The organism is Devosia equisanguinis (genome assembly GCF_900631955.1).
Classification (GTDB): Bacteria; Pseudomonadota; Alphaproteobacteria; order Rhizobiales; family Devosiaceae; genus Devosia; species Devosia equisanguinis.
Genome location: NZ_UZWD01000021.1, coordinates 36,457 through 57,549, shown reverse-complemented (window position 1 = coordinate 57,549; position 21,093 = coordinate 36,457). Strand labels below are relative to the sequence as shown.

Below are 21,093 nucleotides of genomic sequence, written 5' to 3'. Positions count from 1 at the left end.
GCCTTACCCCCGACGCGACAGTTTGAGCTGAGCGACGCCAAGCAAGAGCGCGATCAGCAGCAGGATGATGGAGAGGGCATTGGCATAGCCCATATTTCCGAGGTTGAAGGCCTGCAGATAAATATAGGTGCCCATAACCTGGGTAGCGTTGGCCGGTCCGCCGCCGGTCATCACGAAGATCAGGTCGAACACTTTCAACCCGCCGATCGTGGTGATCAGTACGCCCACGATCAGGATATTGCGGATGCCCGGCAGGGTGATGTGCCAGAAGGCCTTGAGCCCACGCGCGCCATCAAGCGAAGCGGCTTCATAGAGTTCTTTGGGAATGGCCTGCAGCCCGGCCAGAATGAGCACCATCTGGAAGCCGACATTGGCCCAGGCGGCCGTCAGCAGCACCATCCAGATCGAAATGCCCGGGTCGCCGAGCCAGCCCAGCTTGGGCGGCGTCAGACCGACCGCTTTCACCAGCGCATTGAGCGAGCCGACATTGGGATCGTAAATCATCATCCAGATCAGCGACACGGCGACCGAGGAGATGACCACCGGCATGAAGATGATGGTGCGATAGGCGGTCGAGCCGCGCCTGATGCCGCGATCGAGCACGGCGGCGAGGATTGCCCCCAGCCCCACCTGGCTCAGGATCGAGCCGAAGATGATAATGAAATTGTTCTTGAGGGCGATCCAGAACACTGGATCGGAAAAGGCGCGCAGATAGTTGTCGAGCCCGGCCCAGCTCCAGCTGCTCGAGGTGATGCCGAACGCATAAAACGACCCCACGAGTGTCATGACCGATGGTAGCAGCACGAAAATACCGACAAGGCCGAGCGCCGGCGCCAGCATGGCGCCATTTAGGCCGGCAATGCGCATGGCCCTGGCGGCAGCGCCGGGCGGTGACGAGGATGCGCTCATAAGTAACAGGCTCCTGACTTCCGCCACCCACCCCGAGACTTCCGCATCGGAAGCCGATCAGGGCGCGCTGGCAGTTCGACAGACACGATGTAATCCGGCTGGGCTGAGCGCCGTCCGGCTATCGCGCTGCAAGGCAAACAAAAATCCCGCCGGCCGGGGGAGGAACCGGCCGACGGGAAGGATACGGCCTAGAGGCCGGATGCGGCCTTGGCCTTCACCGCAGCGTCGCGGATCTGGGCGACGGCTTCGGCGGGGGTCAGGGTGCGGTTCAGCACTTCGACCGTAGCGTTCATATAGGCCTCGGCGACGCTGGCTTCGAGCAGCACGTCGAGAACATTGACGCCGGCCGTATAGGTTGCCATGTCGGCGGCAGCCCACTTGAAGTGCTCGGTGGCACCGTCGACCTGGTCGATGGTATTGGCGTTCGAGGGCAGGAACTTGAGGATCTCGGCAAACTTCTCAGCCTGCGCGTCGGACACGAGGAAGCTCACCCAGGCAGCGGCCAGTTCGGGATTGGCCGTCTTGGCGGAGACTTGGTAGCCCTCGGGCACCATGAAATAGGCGCCGGGCTCGCCCTTGCCATCTTCCATGATCGGGAAGCGCGTCATGTTATAGGCAAGGCCTCCGGCATCGAAGTCACCCATGCACCAGGTGCCGCACCAGGCCATCGGCGAGGCGCCCGAAGAGAACATCACGTCAGCCAGCTCGGAATCGGTGGCGTTCGGCGCGTCTTCAAAGCAGCCGGCATCCTGCATTTCGATGAGCTTGTCATAAGCGGTGACATAGCCCGGATCGGTGAACAGGGCATCGGCATCGCGGCTCAGCGCATAGTCGGCCTCGGTGGCATCCTGACCCAGCACCCGCTCATTGAGCATGGTCATCAGGTGGATGGCCTTCCAGCGGCCTGCATTGCCCAGCGGCAGCGGCACGGTGTCCGGATTGATTTCGCGCACCGCCTTGCAGAGCCCGGTGAGCTCGGTGAAGGTCTTGGGCGGGGTCAGGTTGTGCTCGGCGAAGTAGTCGACATTGTTGTAGAGATAGACCGACACGGCATCGACAGGCACACCATAGATCTTGCCGTCATAGGTGAAGGTATCCTGCCAACCCTGCGACAGGGTCCGCCGGAAGCCACCCTCGGCATTGCCCAGATCGGTGAGATCGAGCACCAGGCCATCGGCCACCAGGCGCTTGGCATCTTCGCCGGCCCAGTTGAAGAACACGTCAGGCGGCGCCGAACCAACCAGGGCCACCTGGATGCCGGTCTTGTACTGGTCGCCCGGGAAGATCTCGTGAACGATGTTCACGTTGGGGTGGAGCTTTTTGAACTCTTCGGCGGCCTGGGCGATGAACTCCTGGTAACCGGTATTGTTGAGCGTCCACATCTTGAGCGTCACGTCCTGCGCCGCCGCGGGAGCGGCGATGCCGGCCAGCATGACGGCGGCAGCAGAGATGCCGGCCAGCCCATTGAGACGATTGCGTATCATGTCTTTCCCTTTCTGAACCGGGCGCCGATCCGAGGACCACGCCTGACCAACGGCCCCCTCCTTGGGTCGAACCGTTTCAATGACCAAACCAGCGAGAACCCCGTGTGACAAGCATCGAACATAAATCGAACACCACAAAACTGACAGAAACAGCTTGTCACTGTGTCGGCCTACCGGCATTTTCGTGGCGGTTAGAGGCCGATTATGGCGTCGGCAAAAAATCGTTTCGTGAGGATAAGCATGGCAACCATCCGCGATGTCGCCAAACGCGCCGGGGTCGCCATATCGACGGTTTCTCTGGCGCTCAACGGCAAGGGCCCGATCAGCCAGGAGACGCGCGAACGCATCGAGCAGGCCGCAGAGGACCTGGGTTACAGCCCCTCCGCCATGGCGCAAAGCCTGCGGCGCGGCCATAACAAGCTGATCGGCCTGGTGCTCGGCGATATCGGCAACCCGTTCTTCGGGCGCCTGCTGCGCAATGTTGATGCCGTGGTGTCGCAGACCGACCACATGCTGATCGTGGCTGATACCGCCTCCCATGCGGATCGCGAAATCCTCACGCTGTCGCAGCTGCGGCGCCACCGGGTGGGCGGCATTATCATGGCACCGATCAGCAACGACCCCGCCTTTGCCGCCTTCCTACGCCAGATCGATGTACCCGTGGTCTTGATCGACCAGTATGTCGACGGCGTAAAACTCGATTTCGTCTGCTCTGACAACGAATTGACCACCACCATGCTGACCGAATATCTCATCCGCCTCGGCCATCGGCGCATCTGCTATTTGGGCGGACAGCCGCATTGGTGGACTGCGCGCCTGCGCCTTGCCGACTTCCGCACCGCCATGGCGGCGTCGGGCATTGATGTCGATCCGGAACTTGAGATCGCTGCCGATTTCAGTGGCGAACGCGCTTATGACCACGTCACACGGCTGATGTCGCGCTCCAACCGCCCGACCGCAATCGTCGCTGCCAACAACCTCATGGCGCTGGGCGCATTGCAGGCGATCAACGATCTCGGTTTCAGCTGCCCCGAGGACATTTCGCTCACCGGCGTCGATGACGTGCCTTGGGGCAGCGTCATCAAGCCTCGCATCACCACCGTGGTGCAGCCTGTCGAAGAACTGGCAGAGGTCGCGGCCCGCTGGATACTCGAGCGCATTACCACTCGCGGCGGCGCTGCAATGCCGCCACGCACCCATGTCGCCATGCCGCGCCTGGTCATCGGCCAGTCCTGCGCCAGGATTTAGCTCCCTCAGGAAGCTGCGCGCATCGCGGCCTTCATTGCGGCCACCTTCTCGGCGCTCGTCGCCTTGCGCAAGGGGCTATCGAAGCCCAGCCGCGCCGCCGCAGCACTATCGGCCTGGGCAGGCGCAGAGCAGGAGCCATGCAGAGCCCCCAGCCGCACACGGTCTAAGATTGTGGCCGCGTTGTCGGCATTGACTCCGGCCCCAGCCATGATGGTGATCCGCCCGCTCGCAACTGCATGCGCCAATGCAATCTCGTCCAGTCCAGCCATGGCAGTATCGGCACGGCCCGAGGTCAGAATGGTGTCAAAGCCCAGGGCCACCGCCTGCTCCACCGCCTCTGCCATGTCGGGCACGAGATCGATTGCCCGGTGCAAGGTCTTGTGCAACGGTCCCGCAGCCTCGACCAGACGCGCTAGATTTATGACATCCAGCCTCCCATCGGGCAGGCTGGCACCCAACACCACGCCGGAAAGCCCGGCCGCGCGAATGGCTGATATATCGCCCAGCATGATCGCCATGTCCTGGTTCGACACCACGAAATCCCCCGGGCGCGGCCGCACCATGGCGCGCACCGGAATGGGCGCCTGCGCCGCCTCGGCGATCAAACCCGGCCCCGGCGTCAGCCCACCCATCTCCAGCGCCGAGCACAATTCGATCCGATCGGCACCGCCGGCAATGGCAGAAGCGAGGCCCGCGCCATCATCAACGCAAACTTCCAGCAATGTCATGCCGTCATCTCCGAAAATCCCAGATTAGCGGCGCCCAGCAGCCCTGCATCGACGCTGAACTGCGCCGGAACCACCAGCGACCGGCCAAGCTTGCGCAGGATGCGCTGGCGCACCGCCACGTCCAGCCGCTCCACCAGCGCCGCGCTATTGCCCAGCCCACCGCCCACCGGGACAATATCGGGACCGACGACATTGACCACCAATGCCAGGGGTTGGGCCAAGAGCTCGACATAGAGATCGATGGTTTGGGCGGCCGTCGCCTCGCATGCCATCCAGGCCTCGACAATGGCAAGGCTCGGCAGATCCACGCCATGCAGATGCGTGTGCAGCCGCTCCATGCCGCGCGCGCCACCAATGGTGTCGGCACAGCCTTTCTGCCCACAGCCGCAGGGGAAGTGCGGGAGATGGAAGGGTTTGACGCTGACATCGGTGGCCACGATCGTGCCGTGCCCCCATTCGCCGGCAATGCCGCCCGCCCCGCGCAAGACGCGTCCATCGACCACAATGCCGCCACCTACGCCCGTACCCAGAATGGCGCCGAACACCACGTCATGCCCCTTGCCCGCCCCGGCATGCGCCTCGGCCAGGGCAAAGCAATCGGCGTCATTGGCGACGAAAACCGGACGCCCAAGGCGCGCCGACAGGTCTCCGGCCAGATTACGCCCATCGATGCACGGAATATTGGCGACAGTGGCGATGCCGGTTTGCGGATCGACCACGCCGGTGATGGAAATGGCCACCGGCGCGCCATCGGCCGCCCGCCCCGCAGCCACAAAATCAGCGATCACGCCAGCAAAGGCATCGAAATCCAGCAGTGGCGTCGCTGCCCGTCCCAGATTATGCAGTGTCTCCGGGCCTGTGGCGGTCGCAGCCTTGATATTGCTGCCGCCGATATCGAAACAGGTCATCATCATCTGGCTGTCCGCCTGAAATCTAGAGTGGGGATACATGCCGCGAGCCGGCCGAGACAACAAGCCCGCGCCCACCATTGCCGATGTCGCCGCCCTGGCCGGCGTGTCGCGCGCCGTGGCATCGCGCGCCCTTTCCACCGACAAGCGCCCGGTTTCGCCGGAGAAAAAGGCGCGGGTGGAGGCGGCGGCGGCTCAATTGCGCTACAGCCCCAATGCTCTGGCGCGCGGCATGTCGCGCCAGTCGTTGGATCTCGTGGCGGTGGTGGTCAACCACATTCACGACCTCTCCGATATCGACCTCTTCGACCGTCTGCTCGAGGCCATTCAGCAGTTGGGCAAGCAGATGATCCTCATCCGCATGGACAGCGAGGACCACGCCGCCGAAGTGATCCAGAAAGGCATCGCCTACCACGTCGATGCAGCATTGGTCTTTTCCGACTTCGCCGACGCCCCGCGTATTCGCGACCTGTTTCGCTCCGAAACCGTCATAATGCTCAACGGCCGGCACGACGACATCTCGCCCGCCGTCATCGCCGACGAGGCGCCGGGAATTGCAGCGGCAGTCGCCGATGCTGCCGCCAAGGGCGTGCGCACCGCAGCCCTCGTGACCGGCCGCGCCACCTCCCCCACCGAGAAAAAGCGCATAGACCATTACCTGACCGCCTTGGCGGACGCGGGCATCGCGCTCGAACGGATGGTCCAGGGCGACTATTCCTATGCCAGCGGCCGCGCTGCGGCCTCCATGCTGGCTGGCGACATCTGGCCCGAGGCGGTGTTCTGCACCTCGGACGCCATGGCCATGGGCTTGCTCGATATGCGCCGCGACGACTTTCTGGGCAATCGCCCCGGCCGTTTCCGCCTTTACGGCTTCGACAACCTCTCGCTGATCGGTATGGCGGCCTATCCCATTGCTTCCATCGGTTTCAACAAGGCCGACTACGTGGCCCGCATCGCTCAATTGCTGACCAACCCCGCCGCGCCGGGCGAGCGGCTGGTGACTGTGCCAACCCATTTCGTCCCCGGCGCCACCGCCTGACGGACACCCGGATGGATTGACGATCACGGTCGAATGTGAAATCGGTTTCATAGTCAATTCTTAGCGGGTTTATCATGCTGCTGCTAGCCAATGCCGAAGCCTGGCCGGGCTTTTCTCACACCGTCGAGCGCCTGCGCGCCGGCGACGAGGGGCTCCCCGCCATGGTCAGCGGCATTTCCCGCGTCGAGGCCGAGCCCAAGGTGCGCAGCGTCGGCTATGGCGGCTGGCCAAACATGCTGGGGGTCATGGAGTGCGACGGGGCGGTGATGAACGGCACCACCCGCACTGTGGGCTCTGTGGGCGCCGTTCCCGACACCATCCCGGTCTGCGCCCTCGCCTATGAGGTGATGCAGCGCCTGCCCCATGTGACGCTGACCGGCGCCGGCGCCCGCCGCTTTGCCGACGAGATCGGCTTCACCCGCGACGACCCCCTGTTTCCCGACAGCAAGAGGGTGTGGTGGGAACGGCTGGAAAAGGAAATGAGCCCCGAGCAGCGCGCCAATTTCCCAGACATCCCCTTGGCCCCGCTCAGCACCGCCATTACCGATCCGGAACGCGTACGCGACACCACGGTTTTCCTCTGCCAGGACACCAAGAAGGGCATTCACGCGGCCACATCCACCTCTGGATGGGCTTGGAAATATCCCGGAAGGCTGGGCGACAGCCCCATTCCCGGCGCCGGCTTTTACGCCGATAGCCGCTACGGCGCTGCCGCCTGCACCCATACCGGTGAGATGACCATGCGCGCCGGCACAGCCCGCGCCATCGTCATGGCCCTGCGGCTAGGCTATAGCCTCTCCGAAGCCATCGAGTTCGCCATCGAGGACCTGCAGGACCTCTCCGGCGGGTTTCTGGGTGGCGTCGTCATTCACGCCATGGACGCCGAGGGCAGTCACGACGTGGTCAATTTCCGCTGCGACGGTGATATTCGCTATTGGTTCTGGCAAGACGGCATGGATGCGCCGGAACTGCGCGCCGCCCGCACCGCCTGACAGGTTGGTTGCGACACGGCGTCACTGAATATGATATTTGAGATCAGCTTTATTGACATCACATAAAGCTGATCGTAGCAGTCCGAATTAGGAGCCAGCGGCTCCGAAAACCAACAGGACTGGATCCACCACCATGCACCGAACCAAGGTTCGTGCCGCGTGCGCCTTGTTGCGCGCTCCAAGCCTCGCCGCTCCAACCCGGCCATTCAGGCAGCCTCAGCCATGAGCCGCACTAACGACAAGAGCGGGCGCTTGCTGCTCGTTCACTCCCACTTCGGCCCGGCGCCCGACCTCTTCGCACTGGCCATGGAGCGAAACGATGCACTCCTCGTGCGCGAGCGCGACCTGTCGCCCCATCTCTTCGCCACGGCGCGCGGTCTGATCACCACCAGCCATCTCGACCAGGTCGGCTTCATGCAGTTTTCAGATGCGCTTGCCACTTTCATGGCTCGCGGCGGCCGCTGGTTCTTCAACGGCCACATCATGCGCCCCTTCCTGGCCGGCCTCGAGCCCTTCCTGCCGATCCCCCGGGCCCGTCGCACCGATCTGACGCTGACCCGCCTTGCCGAGCACCCGATCTTTTCCGGCATCGAGCAATCCGACTTAGAGGAAAATAATGGCGTCGCCGGATTTTACGGCCGGGGCCACAATCCCATGCCGCAAGGCGCCCGCGCCATCAACGGCATTGGACCCGACAGACACCCCATCGACTGGGAATGGACGCTCCCCGCAGGTGGCAAGATGTTCAGCCATGCCGGCAATGACATCGGTGGCATGAAAGGCCCAAATCCCAACCACGCCATTGTCGGGCCGCGCATCATCGCCTGGACCAGGGGAGAACTCTGATGGCCATCCTCGCCATTCATCCGGGCACATATTACCACATCGAGAGCCTGGAGAGCCCGCGTTATGCCGGCTATTTCGATCGGCTGGTGCGCCCCGAAGACCTCGGCACCATCCGGCTCGCAGACTTTGCAGTCGTCCTCATCCCCTGTCGCACACCCGCCGATCGCATGATGCCGCATCGCGAGGCGTTGCGAACCTATCTCGACCAAGGCGGTACCATCATCGCCACCGGCGAAAGCGACAGCCAGCTTTTCCTGCCCGGCATAGAATTCACGCCGCAGCCCACCAATTTCTGGTGGTGGCTGACGCCCGGCGCCGATTTGGGCGTGCGCATCGCCAGCCCTGGCCACAGCCTGTTTTCGCGATTGGGTGAAAAGGACATCACCTGGCATCTTCATGGCTGGTTCGAGGTGCCGGCGGGCGCCGAAGTCCTGGCGATCAACGAGAGCGGCAAGCCTATTCTCTATGTAGACGAGGTAACGACTTCTGGGCGCATGATCATCACCAGCCTCGACCCCTTCTATCACCACGGCAGCCATTTCATGCCGGCGACGACTCGTTTCCTCGATGGCTTCCTGCCCTGGATGCGCGATCAACTCGACAAGGAGACCCAGCCATGAGCACCACAACCCTTACCGTCCTCGAAAACGGCAAACCGCTGCTTTTCAGCTTCGACGACCTCATGAGCTATCATGGCTTCGGCTTTCCCGGCGGCGTCGCCCATGGCTTCAAGGTGATGCAGCGTGCTTTGCCGCTGCTTGCCGATGGCGAGGTCCCCGAACGCCGGGAGATCGCAATTTGCACCGCCTTTAAGGGCCCCGGCGCCCGCGACGCCTTCGAAATGGTGACGCGCAGCCTGACCGAAGGTCGCTACAAAGTCGATGCCGATCTGGCGCAGCCCGAGCGCGGCACGACGCTACAAGCCTATGTGTTCATCCTCAGCTATCGCGGCACCGAGATCCGGCTGCGCATCCGTGACGGCATCGTGCGCGATGAATTCATCGCCCTGGGCCGCAGACCCGATCGCACTCCAGAAGAAGACGAGCGGCACGAATGGCTGAAGCTGAACATGCGCGACCGGCTTCTCGCTTTGCCTGCCGACCAGGCCTATGACCTGTTCTAGCGCCCGCAGCGTGTTACACGCCGCAGCATCAAAACAAAAAGGGGCGCTCGAAGCGCCCCTTTTCAGATGATCAGAACCGATCAGAACGGGCTGTCGGGGAAGTAGAACTGGGCAGCATTGTCCTTGGTTACCAGCGGGGCGCCCAGGATATATTCGCCCTGCACCGGACCGTTGGAGGTGAAGTTGGCCACGGTCACATCGATGGCGGTCGCGATCATCGCCGGCGGATAGAGCACGTCGACCGGGATCAGCTCGTCGCCATCCATGATGCCCTTGATCACGTCCTTCATGCCGGCGCCGCCGACGATGAACATCTCGCCTTCGCGGCCCGCCTGACGCACGGCCTCGACCACGCCCATGGCAATGTCGTCGTCCTGCGCCCAGACGCCGTCAATATCGGGGAAGCGGCTGAGGAAGTCCTGCATCACTTCGAAGCCATCATCACGGTTCCAGTTGGCAAACTGGTTGTCGAGCACATTGATGCCCGAGCCCTCGATCCCGGCCATGAAGGCGTCGAAACGCTCGGTGTCGATCACGGTTGGAATACCGCGCAGAATGACGATATTGTCGCCTTCGCCCAGACGGGTCTTGAAGTATTCGGCCGAAACGGCGCCCAGCTCGGTATTGTTGCCGGCGACATAGACGTCTTGAATGGTGGAATCGGGCAGGCCGCGATCCACCACGGTGATGAAGGCACCTGCGGCCTTGGCCTGGCGGACCGGCTCGACCAGCGGCTCGGATTCGAACGGCAGCACCACGAGGGCGTCGATCTGCTGTACCGAGATCAGGTCTTCGATGTCGCCAGCCTGGTCGGCGGGGCTATCGGCGGTGACGATGATCACATCGATATTGGAATGCAGGGCTTCGATGCGCTTTTCAGCTTCCCCGGCATGCCAGTTGAGCCCGCCTGCCCAACCATGGGTCGCTGCCGGAATGGAAACACCGATCTTGATCTGGTCCTGAGCGAAGGCCGGAAGCGCCAGAGCGGTGGTCGCGGCCAGAGCCAGGGTCAATGCCTTGATAGACATGGGTAGTCCTCCCTTGAGTGGCGCGTTGTGCGCCGGTTTTGCCCGCCCTTGCGAAGCGGGAATGCTTGCTATTCGGCCTTCTTGCGTATGGCGCGCTTGAAGCTGCCACGCTGCAGATAGACCGCCGCCACGATGATCACGCCCTGCACTGCCCCATTGAGGTAGTTGGAGATGATATCGGTGAGATTGAGAATATTGCCGATGGCGGTGAGGATCAGCGCGCCGATCACCGTGCCGCCGATGCGGCCATAGCCGCCCTTAAGCATGGTGCCACCAATGATCACTGCGGCGATGGCCTCCAGCTCCCAGAGCACGCCGGTGGCCGAGGAGGCCGAGCCCAGGCGCGGCACATAGATGATGGTCGCGAGCGAGACGCATAGACCCTGAAGGATATAGGTCCAGGTGCGAACGCGATCGACCTTGATGGCCGAATAACGCGCCACCTGCTCGTTGGAACCGATAGCCATGCAATAGCGGCCGAAGGCGGTGCGGTTCATCAGGATCCAGCCGATGACGGCGACGATAATGAACACCCAGACCGGATAGGGAACGCGCAGGAAGTTGTCGTAGTAGACTGGGCGGTAGATTTCGCGGGCCCCGCTATTGAGCGAGAGCGTGCCGCCATCGGCAAAATAGGTCACCAGCGAGCGATAAATGCCCATCGTGCCCAACGTCACGATAAAGGCTTCGATTTTCGCCTTGGTGGTCAGGAAGCCATTGATGAAGCCGGCACCGGTTCCAAGGATCAGCGAACAGCCGATGCCCAGCAGCACGGTCCAGATCGATGCCCCCATGCTCTCGACTGCCGAGTTCATGATGATGATCATCATGCCGGCAATGAAGGCAGCCATGGAGCCCACCGAAAGATCGATGCCCCCGGCGGTGATGACGAATGTGGCGCCCACCGCGATGATGCCGATAAAGGCCGAGCGGGTCAGCAGGTTGGTGACATTGCCCTCGTTGAGAAAGGCAGGGTTCAGGCTATAGCCAAGAATGACCAGCAGGATCAGCGCCAGCAATGGCCCAGCGGTCTTCAGATCGAGCTTGAAGCCCTTCTGGGGCCTGCTCGCGGTTTCAGGCGCTGACACGGTCATTTTCTCCACCCTGCTTGATGCCGGCCGCGTAACGCATGATCTCGGCTTCGGTAATTTCTGCGCCCTCCAGCACGCCGGCCATGCGTCCATTGCGCATGACCACGACACGGTGGGAAAGGCCGATGACTTCCTGCATTTCCGAGGAGATGACGATGATCGCCTTGCCCTCGGCGGCCAGCGCCGCGATGATGTGATAAATCTGCTGTTTGGTGCCGACATCGATGCCGCGCGTCGGCTCATCCATGATGACGATGTCCGGCTCGCTCTCCATGGTCTTGCCCAGCATCAGCTTTTGCTGGTTACCACCCGAGAGCTTTCCCACCGGCACTGACGGATCGCGGGCCCGCACGTCGAAGCGGCGCACCGCGCGCTCCAGCGCCTGCTCTTCGCTGCGCCCGTCCAGGAACCCGTTGCGCAAATGCTTTTTGAGCGTCAGCAGCGTAAGGTTGGGTTGGAGGCCTGCATTGAGCAGCAGCCCCCGCCCCTTCCGGTCCTTGGTCATATAGGCTAGGCCCGCCGCAAGTGATTTCGAAACATCGGAGAACTCGGAAACAGCGTCATTGACCACCACTGTGCCGGCGCTCTTCTTGGTCAAGCCGACAATGGCCTCCGCCACCGCCGTGCGACCGGAACCGATCAGCCCGGCAAAGCCGAGGATTTCCCCGCGCTTGAGATCGAAGGCAATATCCGAGATACCGGTGGCCGCCAGCTCACGCACCGACAGCACCACCGGCGCATCGACATCGGGCTCATGCTTGGGCGGATAGAGGTTGGACAGTTCGCGCCCCACCATCATCTGCGCGATGGAGTCCGGTGTCAGGTTCTCGGTGCCGACCGTGGCGATCAACTGCCCGTCGCGCAACACGGTCACCCGGTGGGCCAGTTCCATGATTTCGTCCAGCTTGTGCGAAATGAAGATCACGGCGACGCCCTTGGCAGTGAGCCGGCGGATCTGCTCGAAGAAGGTCTGCGTTTCGGCCACCGACAACACGGCCGTCGGCTCGTCCATGATGATGACGCGTGCGTCGCGGCTGATCGCCTTGGCGATCTCAACCATCTGCTTGTCGGCCACCGAGAGCGTATTGATGCGCGCATCAGGGTCGATATTGACGTGCAGTGTTTCGAGAATGCGGCGGGTCTGTTCGCGCATATCCCGAAGTTGCAGGAACGGCCCTGAGCGCAATTCTCGCCCCAGGAAAATCGAGTCCGAAACGCTCAAATGCTCAGCCAGCAACAATTCCTGGTGGATGACCACAATGCCCATGGATGCGGCCTGCCCATTGGGCGGCAGCACCACGGTTTCGCCGTCATAGATAATACTGCCCGATGTCGGCTGTTCGATGCCCGAGAGGATCTTGATCAGCGTGGATTTGCCAGCGCCATTCTCGCCGATAATGGCGTGAACCTCGCCCGGTTTGATGTCGAAATCGATGCTGAACAACACCGGGATTTCGCCGAATGACTTGGAGATGCGATGCGCCGATAAAATCGGCGCAAGTGTCCTGTCCTGCGCATCGCTCATGCTTGGCAGCCCCTCCCCTGAGCACGGCGCCCTTGCTGTGCGGCTCTTTGCTCAAGCCATGATGTAAAGGTTTTCATGATTGATGTAAAGGTTTACACAAGGGCATAAGTGAGAGGCTTTGTGGAGAATGCCGTGGCGGAGGAAACGGCATCTGCTAAAGGCAGTGGCGCATTGGCACGAAGTGGCCGGGCGTCGAGGGCGGAGCGGTCCAAGTGCAGCACCATAAGCTGGCAACCATAGAAGATGTCGCGGCCCTGGCCGGGGTATCCATTGCCACCGTCAGTCGGGCGATCAACGAGCCGACCAAGGTCGCCGACGCCACGCGCCGCAAGGTCGCGGAAGCCGTTGCCCGCACCGGTTACACCACCAATGCCATGGCCCGTTCGCTGCGCATGCGGCGCTCCAACATGATTCTGATCCTTGCCCCCGATGTCGGCGATCCCAATTTCTCCAACATCCTGGTCGGCCTCGAAACCGAGGCCAGCAAGCGCGGCTATGGCCTGCTGATCGGCAATACCCAGAATGATCCCAGCCGGGAAACCGACTATCTGCGCTTCATCAGCTCCAACCAGGCGGACGGGTTGATTCTCTTCACCGGCCATTTGCCCTATGGCTTTGGCCAGAACGCCGAAGAAACCCGATTGCCGCCTATGGTGGCAGTGAACGAGCCGGTGGTCGACCAACCCGTGCCTTTCGTGGGCGTCGACAATTTCGAAGGCGCGCGTGTCGCCACCGAACACCTGATTTCCCAAGGCCACCGTCGCATCGCCTTCATCGGCCATTCGCCTGGCCGCGAGATCAATCGCGTGCGCGAATCCGGCTATCGGCTCGCGCTCGAGAGCGCGGGCATAGCCATCGACCCTCGCCTCATCCTCGATGGCGAGGGCACCACCGAAAGCGGTCGCGCCGCCGCCGAACTGATGTTCGTTCGCGATGCCCTGCCCACGGCCTTCTTCTGCGTCAACGACGCCACGGCGCTGGGCGTGATCATCGCCCTCAACGCCCGGCGCTACGAATTGCCCCGCCAGTTTTCGGTCATGGGGTTCGACGACATTTCCTTTGCCAGCTTCGTCAGCCCCTCGCTGACTACCATGAAACAGCCCCGCCACCGCATGGGCGAGGCGGCCATGGAATTGCTGCTGGCCATGCTGGCGGGCGAACAGCCCAAATCGCAGAAAGTGCTGCTGCGGGCCGAACTGATCGTGCGCAACTCGGTCAGCCGGCCCAACAGCTGAGCGCACCGAGGCCACCACTTCGAAACCGGTGCATCGCGAACCTGCCGGCTCTGGCCTCCATCCCGATATGCTCATAGAACCATAGCCACCACTTGGCGGCAGGAACAGCACTTCATGACCACGGCAATTATCGGCGGCAGCGGCTTCCTCGGACGCAATGTGGCGCTGCGCCTGCTGGCGCATGGCGAAAAACCTGTCGTCGTGCATCGCGGGCACGAACCGGCCAATCTGCCCGAGCGCGTTGCAATCGAACACGCCGACCGCACCGACGAAACGGCGCTCGACACCATCTTCCGGCGCCATGAGGTGACGGCGGTCGTTGATATCTTCGCGCTGAGCCTCGGTAATACCCAGCCGGTGATCAATGCCGCCCAGCGCGCCCGCGCGCGCTATGTGCTCACCAGTTCAGTGGATGTTTACGCCAATTATGAGGGCCTGCTGCGCAAGGGGGATGCCGCGCCACGCATGGAGCCGGCCGACGAAGACGCACCGCTCCGCACCATGCGCTACCCCTATCGCGGCAACCCTCGCCGTCCGCAGGGCGTCAGCGACGACCTTTTCGAAAACTACGACAAGATCGTGCTCGAAGAGGCCGCCCGGGCCGCCGATCTCGATGCCATCATCCTGCGACCGCCGATGATCTTCGGGGTCGCCGACAAACAGCGCCGCTTCGGCTGGGTCACCGACAATGCCAAACCCGGTGAGCCCTTCGCCATCGATGAGCGCGCCTATGGCTGGCTCAACTCCTATGGCTATGTCGAGGACATCGCTGAAGCCTTCGCCCTTGCCGCGCTCCATCCCAAGGCCGCCGGGCGCACCTATAATGTGGGACAGAATTTCGTGCGCAGTGCCGCGGATTGGGCCCGCACCCTCCTGCCCTATATCGGCTCGACCGCCGAGGTGATTGCTGCACCTGCCGGTCAAGGCGTGTGGGCCGATCGCGCCGATGCCTCCGACCTGCGCTACCCGCTCACCCTCGACACCACCCGCATCCGCAACGAACTCGGATTTTCCGAAGTGCAGCCGGAAAGTGCGGCGATCAAAAAGACGATTGCGTCCTACAGCCTTCCAGCACATTGACCGCACCCCGGCGATCTGTTTAGTCTCGCTAAACAAAGCATTGGCAGGAGCGTCTGTTGGAGACATCCACCACGCCGACGCTCGGCACACGCATCCGGGCGCGGCGCAGGGAACTTGGTCTGACGGTTTATGACCTCGCTAAGGCGAGTGGTCGCACTGTCGGCTTCATCTCCCAGATCGAGCGCGACATTTCCCGCCCCTCGCTTGCCTCGCTTTACGCCGTTGCCCGTGCACTCGACACCAATGTGGACCGGTTCCTCTCCGAAGCGCCACAGCGCCAGCACCAGATGGTCACCCATTCAAGTGAGCGCGCCAAGTTCTCGCTCGGGGCGACCGAACCGCTCTACGAATTCCTCGAACCCGGCTTTGCCGATGCCGCGCTCAATGCCTGCATCACCCACATCCCGCCGGGTTTTGCCTCCGAAGTCATGCGCCACGAAGGCGAGGACTTCGTCTACCTCATCAGCGGCACCATGCTCTACGTGGTCGACGGGGTGGAATACCCCCTCGAGGCCGGCGGAACGCTGCACTTTTCCTCAAGCCTACCGCACATGTCTCGCAATCCGGGGCAAGAGGTGGCCATCGAACTTTGGGTCGGCACCATGAGGGTGTTTTCGGACAATGCCCGCCCCAATGCCCCTTCAATATCGCTGCCGGGAACGCAGCAGCTTCAACCAGGAGAAACATCATGAAACTGACCAGGACGCTGACCGCAGCGCTGTTGAGCATGACCATGCTCACCGGCGCCACCTTTGCGGCGACCCCGGCCAATACGCTCGTCATCGCCGATGCGCTCGACGACATCATCACGCTCGACCCCGGTGAAGTTGGCGAAGTCGGTGGCATCATGGCCGCCAAGCAGATTTACCAGACACTGATCGCCCCCGATGTGGCCGACCCGACCAAGATCTACGGCGTCCTGGCCGAAAGCTGGACCGTCTCGGAAGACGGCAAGACCTTCACCTTCAAGATGAACCCGGCCGCCAAGTTTGCCTCGGGCAACCCGGTCACCGCCCATGACGCCGAATTCTCGCTGCGTCGCGTGGTCAAGATGGCCTCGCGTTCCGCCTTCCTGCTCACACAGCTGGGCCTCAACGCCGAGAATGTCGAAGAGCGCATCAAGGCCACCGATGACGCCACGCTGGTGTTCGAAATCGGCGAACCCTATGCCGAGTCTTTCGTGCTCTATGCCCTCTCCTCGCACAGCGGCGGCATCGTCGACAGCAAGCTGGTGATGGAACACGAAGTCGATGGCGACATGGGCAATGCCTGGCTCAAGCAGGCCAATTCCGCCGGTTCGGGCCCGTTCGTTTTGACCACCTGGACGCCCAAGCAGTCGATCCTGCTCACCCGCAACGAGAACTTCTGGCAGGAAAAGCCGGCCATGGAGCGGCTGTTCTTCCAGCACGTGCCGGAAAGCGCCGCCCAGCGCCTGCTGCTCGAAAAGGGTGACATCGACATCGCCAACAAGCTTGGCGCCGACGACTACACTTCGATCGCCGAAAACGCCGATATCAAGACCCTCGATGGCAGCTCCGGCGTTATCTATTACATGGGCCTCAACGTCCGCAACGAAGCCCTTTCGCACCCCGACTTCGTCAAGGCCATGAAATATCTGGTCGACTATGAAGGCATCGCCCAGACCATCGGCCAGGGCACCATCAAGGTTCACCAGACCCTGGTTCCCGAAGGGTTCTTGGGCAGCCTCGACTACAATCCTTATTCGCTCGACATCGAGAAGGCCAAGGAACTGATCGCCTCGAGCGGCGTCACCACCCCGGTCAAGCTCGACACCGTGGTCTGGAACGTGCCGCCCTATACCGACTTCGCCCAGGCCGCCCAGGCGACCATGGCCCAGGCCGGTATCGATCTCAATCTCCTGGTGGTCGATGGCCAACAGTGGCTCGAACGCTACCGCTCCTCCGATCTCGATATCTGGGTGGGCCTCTGGGGTCCGGACTATCCCGATCCGCACTCCAACGCCAAGGCTTTCGCGGTCAATTCCGACGACACGCCCGATGGCTCGCAGAGCCTGGCCGACCGCTTCGGCTGGGATGCCGGCGACCTCTCGCCCAAGGCCATGGCAGCTCTGCGCGAGAACGACAACGAAGTGCGCAAGTCCATGTATGAGGAAATCCAGGTCGAGCACACCGACACCTCGCCCTTCCTCTACATGTTCCAGGAAGTACGCCGCGTCGCCATCCGCGCCAATGTGCAGGATCTCGAACTGGGCTTGACCCTGTCCGACGACCGCTATTGGAAGGCGCACAAGGACTGATTCCACTTTTCGGCGCGGCGGCCATGCTGCCGCGCCCCCTCTCCCGACAGGACTGATCTGTGGCCGCTACTGCTTCCCCGACCTTGCTGCGCCTCAGGCGTTTCGCCAATGGCCTCGTCACCACCATCGTGACGCTTCTCGGCCTGGTGGCGCTGACCTTCTTCATCGGGCGTGTCATTCCCATCGACCCGGTGCTGTCCATCGTCGGCGAAAAGGCCACCCAGGAAGCATATGACAAGGTCTTCTTTGAGCTCGGCCTCGACAAACCGGTCTGGGAACAGTTCACCTCCTACACGCTCAAGCTGATCCAAGGCGATTTCGGTACCTCCTTCACCACCACCCGCCCGGTACTGACCGATCTCCTGAGCTTCTTTCCCGCCACGCTGGAGCTGGCAACCCTGGGACTTCTGATAGGCGTGCTGCTTGGCATTCCCGCGGGCGTCGCCTCGGCCTACTGGCACGACAAGTGGCCCGATCACCTGATCCGCATGGTCGGCCTGGTCGGCTATTCGGTGCCGATCTTCTGGCTCGGCCTCGTGGGCCTTTACGTGTTCTACTACAAGCTCAGTTGGGTCGCCGGACCCGGCCAACTCGACGTCTTCTATGTCGGCATCGTGCAGCCGATCACCAATTCCATTCTCATCGACAGCCTGTTGCGAGGCCAGTGGGAGGTGTTCTGGAATGCGGTGAGCCACATCATCCTGCCAGTCTGCCTCATCGGCTATTTCTCCATGGCCTATCTCTCGCGCATGACCCGCTCGCTGATGCTCGACCAACTGACCCAGGAATATGTGCTGACTGCCCGGCTCAAGGGCGCCACCGAGCTGGAAGTCGTGGTCGGCCATGCCCTGCGCAATGCCGCCATTCCGCTCGTCACCATCATCGCCCTCTCCTATGGCGGCCTGCTTGAGGGGTCGGTGCTGATCGAGACCGTGTTCGGCTGGCCCGGGATCGGCAACTACATCGCCTCCTCGCTGTTCCGCGGCGACATCAACGCCGTGCTTGGCGGCACTTTCCTTGTCGGAGTGATCTTCATTCTCCTCAATCAATTGTCCGACGTGCTCTATGCCACGCTCGACCCCCGCACGCGGGAGGTGCGCAAATGACCACTCTGGACCAAGTCGATAGCGCCGGTCGTGCCCGCTGGAAGCAGATCGTCAGCTTCTGCCGCCGCTTTTCGCGCAATCCCCTGGGCATGTTCGGCCTCTTCATCCTCTTGGTGCTGCTTTTCTGCGCCGCCTTTGCCGAGTTCATCGCGCCATACGATCCCTATCTGCCGAACCTCGCCGCGCGCCTCACCGGCCCAGGCGCCGAATTCTGGCTCGGCTCGGATGAGCTCGGTCGCGACATCCTCAGCCGCGTCATCTATGGCTCCCGACTGACGCTACTGATCGTCGGCCTCGTCATCGTCACCGCCGCGCCCATAGGCCTCATCATCGGCGTTGTCGCCGGCACCTATGGCGGCTGGCTCGATGCGCTGTTCATGCGCATCACCGACGTTTTCCTCGCCGTGCCTAAGCTGCTCCTGGCCCTGGCCTTCGTCGCCGCTCTCGGCCCCGGCATCGTCAACGCCGCCATCGCCATCACCCTTACCGCCTGGCCCCCCTATGCCCGAATGGCACGCGCCGAGGCCCTGGCGGTGCGCAACAGCGACTATGTCAATGCGGTGCGCCTTGCCGGTGCCTCCGAGTTCCACATCATCCTCTTCCACATCATCCCCATGTGCATGTCCTCGGTGATCGTGCGCATGACCCTGGATATGGCCGGCATCATTCTCACCGCCGCCGGCCTCGGCTTCATCGGGCTCGGCGCCCAGCCACCGCTGCCGGAATGGGGCGCCATGATCTCCACGGGCCGCAAGTTCATCTTCGATCAGTGGTGGGTTGCGACCGTTCCCGGCTTTGCCATCTTTATCGTCTCGCTGGGCTTCAACCTGCTGGGCGACGCTATCCGTGATCTGCTCGATCCGCATCTCAAGGCAAGATCATGACCGGCATGCTCGCTGAAATCGAAAACCTGCGCATCTCCTTCCCCACCGAGGATGGCGGCTGGCACCAGGCCGTGCGCGGCGTCAGCTTCAGCCTTGGCCGCGAGAAGCTCGGCATCGTGGGCGAAAGCGGCTCTGGTAAAAGCCTCTCGGGCCGGGCGCTGCTCGGCGTGCTGCCTGACTATGCGCGCGTGGAGGCCGACAAACTCGCTTTCGACGGTTTCGATCTGCTCACCGCTTCGCGCCGCCAGCGCCGCCACCTCCGCGGCGGGCGGTTGGGCATGGTGCTGCAGGACCCCAAATTCTCGCTCAATCCGGTCATGACCGCCGGTGCCCAGATCGTCGAGGCCATCCGCATCGGCAATCGCAGGATCAGCAAGGCAGAGGCGCGCAAGGCGGCGCTCGAAATCCTCGAAAGCCTCCACATCCGTTCACCCGAACTGGTCTTCGACCGCTATCCGCACGAGCTTTCCGGCGGCATGGGCCAGCGCGTCATGATCGCCATGATGGTAGTACGCGAGCCCGACCTACTCGTCGCCGACGAGCCGACGTCGGCGCTCGACGTCACCGTGCAAATTCAGGTTCTGGCCATTCTCGACCAGCTGATCGAGCGTCGCCGCATGGGCCTCATCTTCATCAGCCACGACCTGCAACTCGTCAGCCGCTTTTGCGATCGGGTTATCGTCATGTATGCCGGCCGTATCGTCGAAACCCTCGACGCCAAGCGCCTGCATGAAGCCACCCATCCCTATACCAAGGGACTTCTCGCCTGCCTGCCTGTGATCGACGGGCCGCTGACACCCCTGCCGACGCTCGACCGGCAGGCCGCCTGGAGCCAGCCGTCATGAGCCAATCCATTGTTTCGGTCGATCACCTGTCCGTCCGTTTCGGGACCAGCACCGTCGTTGACGATGTGAGCTTTGCTGTGGCGCGCGGCGAAAGCTTCGGCCTGGTGGGAGAAAGCGGATCAGGCAAGTCCACCATTCTGCGCACCATTATGGGCCTCAACCACGATTGGTCCGGCGATATCCTGGTCAATGGCGTACCGGCGCGCGGCACCGGCCGGCGTGAATTCGCCACCCAGGTGCAGATGGTATTTCAGGACCCCTATGCTTCGCTGCATCCTCGGCACCTGATCGGCGCCGCCATCGCCGAGCCCATGCACATTCACGGCATTGCCAATGCCAAGAGCCGCACCTTAGAACTGCTGCGCCTCATCGGCCTCGGCGAGGAATTTGCCTATCGCTATCCGCATGAGCTTTCCGGCGGCCAGCGTCAGCGCGTCGCCATCGCCCGCGCGCTCGCCCTGTCACCAAAGCTGCTGCTGCTCGACGAACCGACCTCAGCCCTCGATGTGTCGATCCAGGCTGAAATCCTCAACCTGCTCAATCAGCTGCGCGCAGAGATGGGGCTGACCTATGTGATCGTCAGCCACAATCTGGCTGTCATTTCCTATTGCTGCGACCGGCTGATGCTGATGCAGAATGCCCGGCAGATCGAAACGCTGACCCGCCAGCAACTGGTCGATCGTGACCTGACCCAGCCCTATAGCCAAGAATTCCTCGCCGCCAGCACGCAATAGGGGAGGACCT

Annotated in this window: 21 protein-coding genes; 14 read left to right on the top strand and 7 right to left on the bottom strand. The window is 62.5% G+C overall.

Annotation, left to right across the window (positions count from 1 at the left end; translation table 11 throughout):
- Positions 1 to 3: 3 nt before the first annotated feature.
- Positions 4 to 909, bottom strand: a complete 906-nt coding sequence (locus DEVEQU_RS06780) for a carbohydrate ABC transporter permease (protein WP_126149828.1) — start codon at positions 907 to 909, stop codon at positions 4 to 6.
- Positions 910 to 1,097: 188 nt separating this feature from the next.
- The gene (locus DEVEQU_RS06775) at positions 1,098 to 2,393 is read right to left on the bottom strand and encodes an ABC transporter substrate-binding protein (protein ID WP_164550296.1); all 1,296 of its coding nucleotides are present in this window, start codon (positions 2,391 to 2,393) and stop codon (positions 1,098 to 1,100) included.
- A gap of 240 nt (positions 2,394 to 2,633) precedes the next feature.
- Here DEVEQU_RS06775 and DEVEQU_RS06770 point away from each other — a divergent pair, with 240 nt between their 5' ends.
- On the top strand, positions 2,634 to 3,641 hold the full coding sequence (locus DEVEQU_RS06770) for a LacI family DNA-binding transcriptional regulator (protein ID WP_164550295.1): 1,008 nt from the start codon (positions 2,634 to 2,636) through the stop codon (positions 3,639 to 3,641).
- 5 nt (positions 3,642 to 3,646) lie between these two features.
- On the opposite strand, the gene DEVEQU_RS06765 is transcribed toward DEVEQU_RS06770, so the two are convergent.
- Both DEVEQU_RS06765 and DEVEQU_RS06760 read right to left on the bottom strand, forming a co-directional pair.
- Positions 3,647 to 4,369, bottom strand: coding sequence for a copper homeostasis protein CutC (locus tag DEVEQU_RS06765; protein ID WP_126149825.1), 723 nt, complete (start codon positions 4,367 to 4,369; stop codon positions 3,647 to 3,649).
- Complete coding sequence (locus DEVEQU_RS06760) at positions 4,366 to 5,280, bottom strand: ROK family protein (RefSeq protein WP_126149838.1); 915 nt, start codon at positions 5,278 to 5,280, stop codon at positions 4,366 to 4,368. Before DEVEQU_RS06760 ends, DEVEQU_RS06765 begins: the two co-directional genes overlap by 4 nt.
- Positions 5,281 to 5,317: 37 nt before the next feature.
- On the opposite strand from DEVEQU_RS06760, the gene DEVEQU_RS06755 reads away from it, so the two are divergent.
- From DEVEQU_RS06755 to DEVEQU_RS06735, 5 genes are all read left to right on the top strand, one after another.
- The gene (locus tag DEVEQU_RS06755; protein ID WP_126149824.1) at positions 5,318 to 6,316 is read left to right on the top strand and encodes a LacI family DNA-binding transcriptional regulator; all 999 of its coding nucleotides are present in this window, start codon (positions 5,318 to 5,320) and stop codon (positions 6,314 to 6,316) included.
- Between the two features lie 74 nt (positions 6,317 to 6,390).
- Entirely contained in the window at positions 6,391 to 7,308 is a 918-nt protein-coding gene (locus DEVEQU_RS06750; protein WP_126149823.1) for an isoaspartyl peptidase/L-asparaginase, read from the top strand.
- Positions 7,309 to 7,530: 222 nt separating this feature from the next.
- Complete coding sequence (locus DEVEQU_RS06745; RefSeq protein WP_126149822.1) at positions 7,531 to 8,154, top strand: hypothetical protein; 624 nt, start codon at positions 7,531 to 7,533, stop codon at positions 8,152 to 8,154.
- Positions 8,154 to 8,774: a hypothetical protein gene (locus DEVEQU_RS06740; protein ID WP_126149821.1), complete on the top strand. Its 621-nt coding sequence runs from the start codon at positions 8,154 to 8,156 to the stop codon at positions 8,772 to 8,774. The genes DEVEQU_RS06745 and DEVEQU_RS06740 overlap by 1 nt, the downstream gene beginning before the upstream one ends.
- Positions 8,771 to 9,277 carry a hypothetical protein gene (locus tag DEVEQU_RS06735; RefSeq protein WP_126149820.1) on the top strand — a complete coding sequence of 169 codons (507 nt, stop codon included), beginning with the start codon at positions 8,771 to 8,773 and terminating at the stop codon, positions 9,275 to 9,277. Before DEVEQU_RS06740 ends, DEVEQU_RS06735 begins: the two co-directional genes overlap by 4 nt.
- Before the next feature lie 80 nt (positions 9,278 to 9,357).
- Here the strand turns inward: DEVEQU_RS06735 and DEVEQU_RS06730 are convergent, their stop codons facing one another.
- The 3 genes from DEVEQU_RS06730 to DEVEQU_RS06720 all read right to left on the bottom strand — a co-directional run bounded on the left by DEVEQU_RS06730 (position 9,358) and on the right by DEVEQU_RS06720 (position 12,921).
- Positions 9,358 to 10,305: a substrate-binding domain-containing protein gene (locus DEVEQU_RS06730; protein WP_126149819.1), complete on the bottom strand. Its 948-nt coding sequence runs from the start codon at positions 10,303 to 10,305 to the stop codon at positions 9,358 to 9,360.
- Positions 10,306 to 10,373: 68 nt separating this feature from the next.
- A complete protein-coding gene (locus DEVEQU_RS06725) occupies positions 10,374 to 11,399 on the bottom strand; it encodes an ABC transporter permease (RefSeq protein WP_126149818.1) in 1,026 nt (341 codons plus the stop codon).
- Entirely contained in the window at positions 11,380 to 12,921 is a 1,542-nt protein-coding gene (locus DEVEQU_RS06720) for a sugar ABC transporter ATP-binding protein (protein WP_126149817.1), read from the bottom strand. Before DEVEQU_RS06720 ends, DEVEQU_RS06725 begins: the two co-directional genes overlap by 20 nt.
- A gap of 212 nt (positions 12,922 to 13,133) precedes the next feature.
- Here DEVEQU_RS06720 and DEVEQU_RS06715 point away from each other — a divergent pair, with 212 nt between their 5' ends.
- From DEVEQU_RS06715 to DEVEQU_RS06680, 8 genes are all read left to right on the top strand, one after another.
- Positions 13,134 to 14,156 (top strand): LacI family DNA-binding transcriptional regulator, encoded by a 1,023-nt coding sequence (locus DEVEQU_RS06715; RefSeq protein ID WP_126149816.1) that lies wholly within the window; start codon positions 13,134 to 13,136, stop codon positions 14,154 to 14,156.
- 114 nt (positions 14,157 to 14,270) lie between these two features.
- On the top strand, positions 14,271 to 15,236 hold the full coding sequence (locus DEVEQU_RS06710; protein ID WP_126149815.1) for an NAD-dependent epimerase/dehydratase family protein: 966 nt from the start codon (positions 14,271 to 14,273) through the stop codon (positions 15,234 to 15,236).
- Positions 15,237 to 15,292: 56 nt separating this feature from the next.
- Positions 15,293 to 15,928: a helix-turn-helix domain-containing protein gene (locus tag DEVEQU_RS06705; RefSeq protein WP_126149814.1), complete on the top strand. Its 636-nt coding sequence runs from the start codon at positions 15,293 to 15,295 to the stop codon at positions 15,926 to 15,928.
- On the top strand, positions 15,925 to 17,514 hold the full coding sequence (locus tag DEVEQU_RS06700; protein ID WP_126149813.1) for an ABC transporter substrate-binding protein: 1,590 nt from the start codon (positions 15,925 to 15,927) through the stop codon (positions 17,512 to 17,514). The genes DEVEQU_RS06705 and DEVEQU_RS06700 overlap by 4 nt, the downstream gene beginning before the upstream one ends.
- A gap of 59 nt (positions 17,515 to 17,573) precedes the next feature.
- Entirely contained in the window at positions 17,574 to 18,620 is a 1,047-nt protein-coding gene (locus DEVEQU_RS06695; RefSeq protein ID WP_206437803.1) for an ABC transporter permease, read from the top strand.
- Positions 18,617 to 19,504, top strand: coding sequence for an ABC transporter permease (locus DEVEQU_RS06690; RefSeq protein ID WP_126149812.1), 888 nt, complete (start codon positions 18,617 to 18,619; stop codon positions 19,502 to 19,504). The genes DEVEQU_RS06695 and DEVEQU_RS06690 overlap by 4 nt, the downstream gene beginning before the upstream one ends.
- Entirely contained in the window at positions 19,501 to 20,349 is an 849-nt protein-coding gene (locus DEVEQU_RS06685) for an ABC transporter ATP-binding protein (protein WP_126149811.1), read from the top strand. The genes DEVEQU_RS06690 and DEVEQU_RS06685 overlap by 4 nt, the downstream gene beginning before the upstream one ends.
- A complete protein-coding gene (locus tag DEVEQU_RS06680; protein ID WP_126149810.1) occupies positions 20,346 to 21,083 on the top strand; it encodes an ABC transporter ATP-binding protein in 738 nt (245 codons plus the stop codon). Before DEVEQU_RS06685 ends, DEVEQU_RS06680 begins: the two co-directional genes overlap by 4 nt.
- The last annotated feature ends 10 nt before the right edge of the window (positions 21,084 to 21,093 follow it).